5 protein-coding genes and 1 rRNA gene are annotated in these 7,753 nt (G+C 43.2%); 5 read left to right on the forward strand and 1 reads right to left on the reverse strand.

The window, feature by feature from the left end; genetic code table 11:
• Positions 1–7 precede the first annotated feature (7 nt).
• Positions 8–123: ribosomal RNA gene (gene rrf, locus AACX68_RS04055) — 5S ribosomal RNA — on the forward strand.
• 58 nt (positions 124–181) lie between these two features.
• Here the strand turns inward: rrf and AACX68_RS04060 are convergent.
• Positions 182–844 (reverse strand): GntR family transcriptional regulator, encoded by a 663-nt coding sequence (locus tag AACX68_RS04060; RefSeq protein WP_228860648.1) that lies wholly within the window; start codon positions 842–844, stop codon positions 182–184.
• Positions 845–1,122: 278 nt separating this feature from the next.
• On the opposite strand from AACX68_RS04060, the gene AACX68_RS04065 reads away from it, so the two are divergent.
• The 4 genes from AACX68_RS04065 (at position 1,123) to AACX68_RS04080 (ending at position 7,576) form a co-directional block, all read left to right on the forward strand.
• On the forward strand, positions 1,123–1,890 hold the full coding sequence (locus AACX68_RS04065; protein ID WP_228860649.1) for a LamB/YcsF family protein: 768 nt from the start codon (positions 1,123–1,125) through the stop codon (positions 1,888–1,890).
• 31 nt (positions 1,891–1,921) lie between these two features.
• A complete protein-coding gene (locus AACX68_RS04070) occupies positions 1,922–3,520 on the forward strand; it encodes a 5-oxoprolinase subunit B/C family protein (RefSeq protein WP_228860650.1) in 1,599 nt (532 codons plus the stop codon).
• Positions 3,517–5,289, forward strand: a complete 1,773-nt coding sequence (locus AACX68_RS04075) for an ATP-binding protein (RefSeq protein ID WP_228860651.1) — start codon at positions 3,517–3,519, stop codon at positions 5,287–5,289. Before AACX68_RS04070 ends, AACX68_RS04075 begins: the two co-directional genes overlap by 4 nt.
• A 226-nt stretch (positions 5,290–5,515) precedes the next feature.
• Positions 5,516–7,576 (forward strand): TonB-dependent receptor domain-containing protein, encoded by a 2,061-nt coding sequence (locus AACX68_RS04080; protein ID WP_228860652.1) that lies wholly within the window; start codon positions 5,516–5,518, stop codon positions 7,574–7,576.
• The last annotated feature ends 177 nt before the right edge of the window (positions 7,577–7,753 follow it).

Consider the following 7,753-nt stretch of genomic DNA (forward strand, 5'->3'; position numbering starts at 1 on the left):
GGATTTGTCTGGCGGCAATAGCGCGGTGGTCCCACCTGACCCCATGCCGAACTCAGCAGTGAAACGCCGTAGCGCCGATGGTAGTGTGGGGTCTCCCCATGTGAGAGTAGGGAACTGCCAGACATCACTTTGACAGAGAAGCCATCCTTAACCGGATGGCTTTTTTGCGTTTGTTTTTTATTTATTGATCGTTATTTATACGAGAATAAGCGGCTAATACAGTTCGTTCTGATAGATTTAAATAATCTTCCATTTTTTGTGCTGCTAATTCTGTTTGGCCTGAATTTAATAGCTCCAGAATATGTTTATTCTTATCGACATAAGGCGCATACAACAGTTCCGGGTCATTTAAAAGCCCAAACGCTAAACGGAGTTCGGCTGAAATATTCCGGTAGAAAGTCATTAATCTTTCACTGTCGGCCAATTCTACAATCGCGGCGTGAAAACGCATATTGGCCGTGCCTACACCAACCCACTCCTGCTTATTTCTGTATTGACCGGCACTGATGACGGCTTCTTGCATTTTATTTACGCTAGGGTGCATGGGATATGCTTGTGCAAGAGCCTGACATTCAATCAGCCTGCGAACCCGATAAATATCAATAATGGATGCGATATCAGGTATTGCTACAAACACTCCCCGATTAGGCTGATGTTTTAGTAAACCTTCTTGCGTAAGAGTACGGAACACTTCCCGTAAGGTGTTGCGGGAAATTTGGAGTTGTTCACTGAGAGCTGCTTCAGATAAGCGTTGTCCGGGTAATAATTCTCCGATCACCAGCTTATTTCTTATTACTTCTGCAATTTTTTTACTCAAAATTTGGGGAGAGCTCTCTATTTTCATAGTCATCCGTTGGGCTATCGCTGAGAAAAGTGTCTTCTGTGTTCAAAACTTAATCTTCACATATTCCCGGATAACCAGCAAGCCGAGGCTATTTCCCTGCTTATCTTCTGCAATTTTGAGATAAAAATTAGCGCTATTTTGAACTGATAATTTTCCCGTTAATTTGAATAGAGTGATCGCTGTTGTATTTTTGCACAATAATAAGCGAATTTAGTTGATTATTTACTCATCAGAAATTATCTATTGTTCAACAATTTTATAATTATGGTTTAACAACTATGATGAAAACAATCGATTTAAATAGCGATCTTGGTGAGAGCTTTGGTCAGTGGAAGATGGGTAACGATGAAGCTATCTTGGGCATTGTCAGTAGTGCCAATGTTGCCTGTGGCTTTCACGCCGGAGATCCGGCTGGGATCCTGAAAACTCTGAAATTAGCTAAGGAAAATCAGGTTATTATTGGCGCTCATGTCTCTTATCCAGATTTAGTTGGTTTTGGCCGACGTAATATGGATCTCGCCAGTCACGAACTCACCGCGGATGTAATTTATCAGATCGGTGCCCTGCAAGGGCTTGCTGCTTCTATAGGAACGGCAGTTAATTATGTAAAGCCACATGGGGCACTCTATAACACGATAGCTAATGATGAACGTCAGGCACTTGCTGTCATTGACGGAATTTTGGCCGTAGATTCCGGCCTTGCCTTAGTGGGGCTGGCTGGCTCAAATATTCTGAGGCTAGCGCAGGAAAAAGGTCTGAGAACCATTGCGGAAGCCTTTGCTGATCGTGCTTATACAGCAAAAGGAGAACTGGTTTCGCGCCGTGAAGCCGGCTCTGTATTGCATGATGCCGCTCTTGTTGCACAGCGTATGTTGCAGCTTGTGACAGAAGGTGGAGTGGAATCCATTGATGGCAAATTTACCCCCATTCAGGCGGATTCTATTTGTGTGCATGGAGATAGTTTCGGTGCGCTGGAAATGGCTAAACAGGTAAAAGCCATTTTGCAGCAGGCAGGAATTACTGTCCGCTCATTTATTCATTCTTAATCAGAATGGTCGATATTGTCAGGAGATAACTGTGCGTTTTTTACCTGTTAATTTTCATACCATCATGGTTGAGCTTAGCGACTTGCCTGAAACTCTGGCGTTATTTGATTCTCTGAATGCTGAACCAGTCTCAGGAATTGAAGAGATAATCCCGGCAGCGAGAACGGTGATGATTCGCTTTCACCCTCTGACGATTTCAGCTCAGCAACTGGTGACAGAAATTCAACGGCGGGATCTGCAAAAAACCTCGCATATACAAGGAAAACAGATTGAAATTCCGGTGCGTTACAATGGAGAAGATTTAGAGGAAGTTGCGGATATACTCGGAATCTCGGTACAGGATGTTATCCAACAACATACGGATAATGAATATATCGTTGCATTTACCGGGTTTGCGCCCGGATTTGCCTACATGATATCTGAAACCATCTCCTGGAATATTCCGCGTCGCAAAACGCCCAGAACCCGAATTCCGGCAGGTTCAGTTGCTCTGGCGGGAGAATTTAGTGGTATTTACCCGCAGGCAAGCCCCGGAGGATGGCAACTTATTGGTACGACATCCGAACGAATATGGGATTTATCCCGGATTGAGCCTGCGTTATTGCAGCCCGGTTATCGTATCCGATTCCGTAATGAAGAACACTCCACAGTGACAGTCAGTTTACCTGCAACTCCCGTTCTTGATTCGCTTGTTCCGGTTGATAACGCCAGTATTCTAGAAATTAAGTCCGCAGGATTACAGACGCTATTTCAGGATTTAGGGCGTATGGGTAAATCAGGGCTGGGAATATCTGCATCAGGTGCAATGGATAAAAGTGCTTTACGCAGTGCAAATCGCATAGTGGGTAACCCTTCTGATCAAGCCTGTCTGGAAATTACGCAGGGAGGATTTCAGGCCATTGCCCGTGGGCAAATGGTCATTTCAGTAACAGGCGCTTTATGTCCGATTCAAATCAAAACCCCACAAGGAAAGCGGCTTCACATCAGCACTTATCAACCCATTGATTTAAATGATGGTGATGAAATTATATTGGGTGTTCCACATGAAGGAATGCGTTCTTACTTGGCAGTCCGAGGGGGTTTTATTGTTCCGGAGGTGCTATCCAGTTGTTCATTTGACACTTTGTCTAATATTGGTCCTGCTCCGTTAAAGGCGGGTGATAATTTAGCGATAGGTGGGACTTCGCATTGCTCAGCGGTGCCTGTTTTAGAAACTCCAGAATTCGTGATGCCCAATAAAGATGAGATTGTTGTACTGGATATATTTTTCGGTCCCAGAACTGACTGGTTCACTCAGGAATCCATCGATTTATTACGAAATCAAATCTGGCAGGTTACGCCACAATCGAACCGGATTGGTTTGAGATTAAAAGGTGATTGCCCGTTAACTCGAATTAAGAATGAAGAGTTGCCAAGCGAAGGAACCAGTTTTGGTGCGATACAAATTCCCTCCAGCGGGCAACCCGTTCTCTTTCTGGCGGATCATCCTGTGACAGGTGGATACCCCGTTATTGCTTCGGTGGCTGATTATCATCTTGATCTTGCTGGCCAGATCCCGATCAATGCCAAAATTAGATTTAATCCCATCAATCAGTTTCATGACATTCAGGGGAGTGAAGAGCTGCAATGAATACCACTGCGTACAGTATTAATAAAACAACCAAAAAAGTCTTAATCGCGAATCGTGGGGAGATTGCCGTTCGTATTATTCGTGCCTGTCGTGATTATGGCATACGGACTATTGCTGTTTATGCTGATACAGATGTCAACGCGTTGCATGTGCAACTGGCGGATGAAGCCTATTCACTGGCAGGGAATAGTCCGGCAGAAACCTATCTTAATATTCCTCGTTTATTGGATATTGCAAAGCAAGCGCAGGCTACGATGGTACATCCCGGCTATGGTTTTTTATCTGAACGGGCTGAATTTGCCCGCGCTGTTATTGAAGCCGGTTTAATTTGGATTGGCCCTGATCCCGATACGATTGATGAATTGGGGAACAAAGTTAAAGCCCGCCAAATTGCTCAGAAAGTTGGAGCACCGTTAGTCATGGGAACGACAGAGCCGGTTAAAAATGCACAGGAAGTTATCGCTTTTGCTGAAAAGCATGGTTTACCGATAGCGATTAAAGCGGCATTTGGCGGCGGGGGCCGTGGGTTAAAAGTGGCATGGCGGCATGATGAAGTTGAGGAGTTGTATCACTCTGCGGTGCGTGAGGCGATAGCTGCATTTGGTCGAGGCGAATGTTTTATTGAACAGTTTCTGGATAAGCCCCGTCATATTGAGGCACAGGTAATTGCAGATAAACACGGAAATGTGGTTGTTTTAGGAACCCGTGATTGCTCCTTGCAGCGTCGGAATCAGAAACTGATAGAAGAAGCCCCGGCACCTTTTTTGACACAGCAACAACGAGAGCGCATTCATCAATCGGCAAAAGCGATTTGTGCAGAGGCTAATTATGTCGGAGCGGGGACTGTTGAATTTTTGCTGAGTGTTGACGGAGCACTCTCCTTTCTGGAGGTGAACACCCGCTTACAGGTTGAGCACCCTGTGACGGAAGAAACAACCGGAATTGATTTAGTTATTGAGCAACTGAGAATCGCAGAAGGTCACCCATTAAGCATTCAGGAAACGCCTATTTCTCGTGGGCATTCGTTTGAATTTCGTATCAATGCGGAAGATGCCGGAAAAGGCTTTTTGCCTGCATCTGGCGCTCTTACCGAATTTATCCCACCTTCTGGTCCCGGTATTCGTTTAGATTCAGGCGTAACCGATGGCTCTGTCATTCCGACAACCTTTGATTCATTGATGGCAAAACTGATTGTCACAGGAGCAACGCGTGAACAGGCTCTTGTCCGTGCGCGTCGGGCATTACAAGAATTTAAAATCAGTGGCATAGCATCAGTTTTACCGTTTCATCAGGCGGTGATTGAACATCCTGATTTTGTATCAGAGGATACTTTCAACGTCCATACCCGTTGGATTGAGACAGAATTTGCCAATCAACTGGCAGCTTTACCCCGTCAGGATCTGGCTGAAAGCAAAGGCATCATCCGTACATTTATTGAGATTGATGGTCGTCGGCATGAAATGGGATTGTCAGTGGATTTATTGACAGGATTAACGCCTTTAGTGCCTGCTGGTGAGCCACAATCTTCTTCTCCGGTAGTCCAACAAATACCGGAAGATCCTCATCAGGTAAAAGCACCCATATCCGGTATCCTGCATTCGTGGCTAGTACAGGAGGGAGAGCAAGTCAGTGAAGGAGATGTGATTGCCATCATGGAAGCCATGAAAATGGAAGTACAGATAAATGCACATCGCTCAGGGAAAATCACTTTCCGTGCTCAGGAAGGTGATTATCAGGATGCAGAAAGCATTCTGGCGAACATTGAATAGCCTGATTATTTGAAAAATCAAATGGGTATAAATTGACTCTAAATTTATACCCCTCTAGTCAATCTGCTTTTGTGGAATCAGCCTCTTCTTAGTATTGTTGTATTGGATGGCACCTCACCACCTAACCCAGATAGTAAAATCTAACGATAATCACTTAATGTTATTTACATTTCTTTTGTGAATGTAAATAATAATGTTTATCAATAATATTTGAACTAAAAAGTAAATGTCTAAAACTACCAAAATTTACGCAAGCATGGCTAAAAGTGGTTTGTGTGTTCCTTTGATGTCAGCATCTATGTTGACAATCGCTATTTCGACTAACGCAGTGGCACATACCGAAGAATCAACCAGAAAATCAGCCTCAACAGGCGATACACTCGTTGTTATTGCGGGTAACAGTTCAGAACAGGACAGTGGAAAAGTCAGTCGCAACGAAATTAAAGTTAAACAGGCACAAAGTGTCGGTGAAGTATTAAAGAATGTGCCGGGCGTACAAGCCGGGCACCCTAGCGCTTTAGGGCAGCGCTTTAAAATCCGTGGCATGGATGACCAATTTATCAATGTGACGATTGATGGTGCAAGACAGGAAGGCTATCACTTTCACCATGCAGGGAGCTACGGTATTGATCCTGAAATGCTGAAGCAAATTGATATCAATGTGGGTACAAACAGTATTACCTATGATACCGGAGCATTAGTTGGTTCATTAAAATTTGAAACTGTTGATGCTGGCGATTTATTAGAACCGGGTCGCTTATTTGGTGCAAAAGGAAAATTAAGCTATGTCAGTAATGGCTCTGAATTCCAGAAGTCTTTGGCAGCTTATGGAAGAATTGGTGCTGTAGATTTATTGGGCTATTTTAACCATCGCAATATGAGTGATGCTAAAACGGGCAGAGATAAAGCCGGGCAAGAATCTATTCCTACCGATGGGAAGCTGATCAACTATTTATTAAAAGCGAAGTTCAATCTGACTGATGAGCAGTATATCAATATCTCAAAAGAACATTATCAGAATGATGCAGATACTAATTTCAGATTGAATTTCGGCCCGGATGTAAACAAAGGGAAGAAAGGGAAATACGCTTCAGAGCGTGATGCTTATAATATCGCTTACCGATATGTACCGGTTGGCAATGACCTCATTGATCTGAAGATCTCTGCTTATCACACAGAACAAAATTTCAATCATATGAAGGAAGTCGGTGGTCCGGGCAAAGGCTTTGACACGATTACCGAAACTCAGGGTATCAGAGCGCGTAACGTTTCTAGTTTTGATACTTATCAGCTAGCCCATGCTTTCACTTATGGCTATGAGTATTTCGATACCAGAATGGCGTATACAGAGGCAGCAAGAAATATATATAACAAAGTGGTAGAAACAGGAAAATCATCTTCTGTTTATTTAGAGGATGATATTCAGTTTGCTGATTTTCATTTCATTCCCGGCGTCCGATGGGATCATTATAAATACAATACTATTAATAAAAAGAATGAGCCTTTTGAAAGAACCTATGCTCATTTCTCAAAAGCGTTGGGTCTGAAATACGAACTGGGCGCATCAACAACGTTGTTTGCTAATTATACTGAACTCTTCAGAGGTCCGTTGGGTAAAGAAATCGGCATGGGCCCGAGTAACCACAATGCTAACTTAAAAGCGACAACGGGTTACAATCTGGAAACGGGTGTTGGTGGTATTTATCCGTCTGTTTTTGCTGAAAATGACTCATTTACTGTCACTGGTAAAGTATTCCAGACCAATTTCAAAAATCTGGCTACCACGTTAGCAAAAAGCTCGCTTAATAATATCCCTAAATCCAGACTGGAAGGGTTTGAACTAGCGACTAAATATAAACTGGATAACTGGTCTTTAAGAGCGACTTACGCTAAAGCAAATAACAAAATCGTTCAAGGTAGCGCGCTGTTTGACTCAAGATTAGAGTTTACACCGTCCATTGGTGATTCTTTCACTGTTGGCGGAAGCTACCTATTTGATAAAACAGATATTGAACTTGGCTGGAATTCCCGATTTGTCCGCTCAACAAATGCGAATGGGACAGATAATGGCAAAGTTGTAAATATTCATAAAGCGGGCTTTGGCGTTAGTGATATGCATATTTCCTGGGCACCAACCTCAGGCGTATTTAAAAACGCAGAACTCCTGTTTGGTATCGATAATATCTTCGACAAGCGTTACAACGAACAGTCTTACTATCTGAACACCTATAAAGGTCAGGAAGAGAAAGGCCGAGCTTATAAAGCGACGGTTTCTTATAAGTTCTAAGAAACGAGCTGTAACTTTTAGTAAAAACAGTACGGTAATAATTTATTATTACCGTACTGAAATGAGTAATATAACCCCAATTCCGCTTAAGCTATTGCTGAAATATCTTCTTCTGAGTAGAAAATTTTCAGTGATGGCTTTTTCTCTTTAAGGCAGTAAGCAACCAATCCCGTTAAA

It is taken from the genome of Xenorhabdus sp. PB61.4 (genome assembly GCF_963894935.1).
Lineage (GTDB): Bacteria > Pseudomonadota > Gammaproteobacteria > Enterobacterales > Enterobacteriaceae > Xenorhabdus > Xenorhabdus stockiae.

Excerpts from the sequence above, each read along its gene's own strand:
- AACX68_RS04075 (WP_228860651.1), top strand. The coding sequence starts at position 3,517 with ATGAATACCACTGCGTACAGTATTAATAAAACAACCAAAAAAGTCTTA.
- AACX68_RS04065 (WP_228860649.1), top strand. The coding sequence starts at position 1,123 with ATGATGAAAACAATCGATTTAAATAGCGATCTTGGTGAGAGCTTTGGT.
- AACX68_RS04080 (WP_228860652.1), top strand. The coding sequence starts at position 5,516 with ATGTCTAAAACTACCAAAATTTACGCAAGCATGGCTAAAAGTGGTTTG.
- AACX68_RS04060 (WP_228860648.1), bottom strand. The coding sequence starts at position 844 with ATGAAAATAGAGAGCTCTCCCCAAATTTTGAGTAAAAAAATTGCAGAA.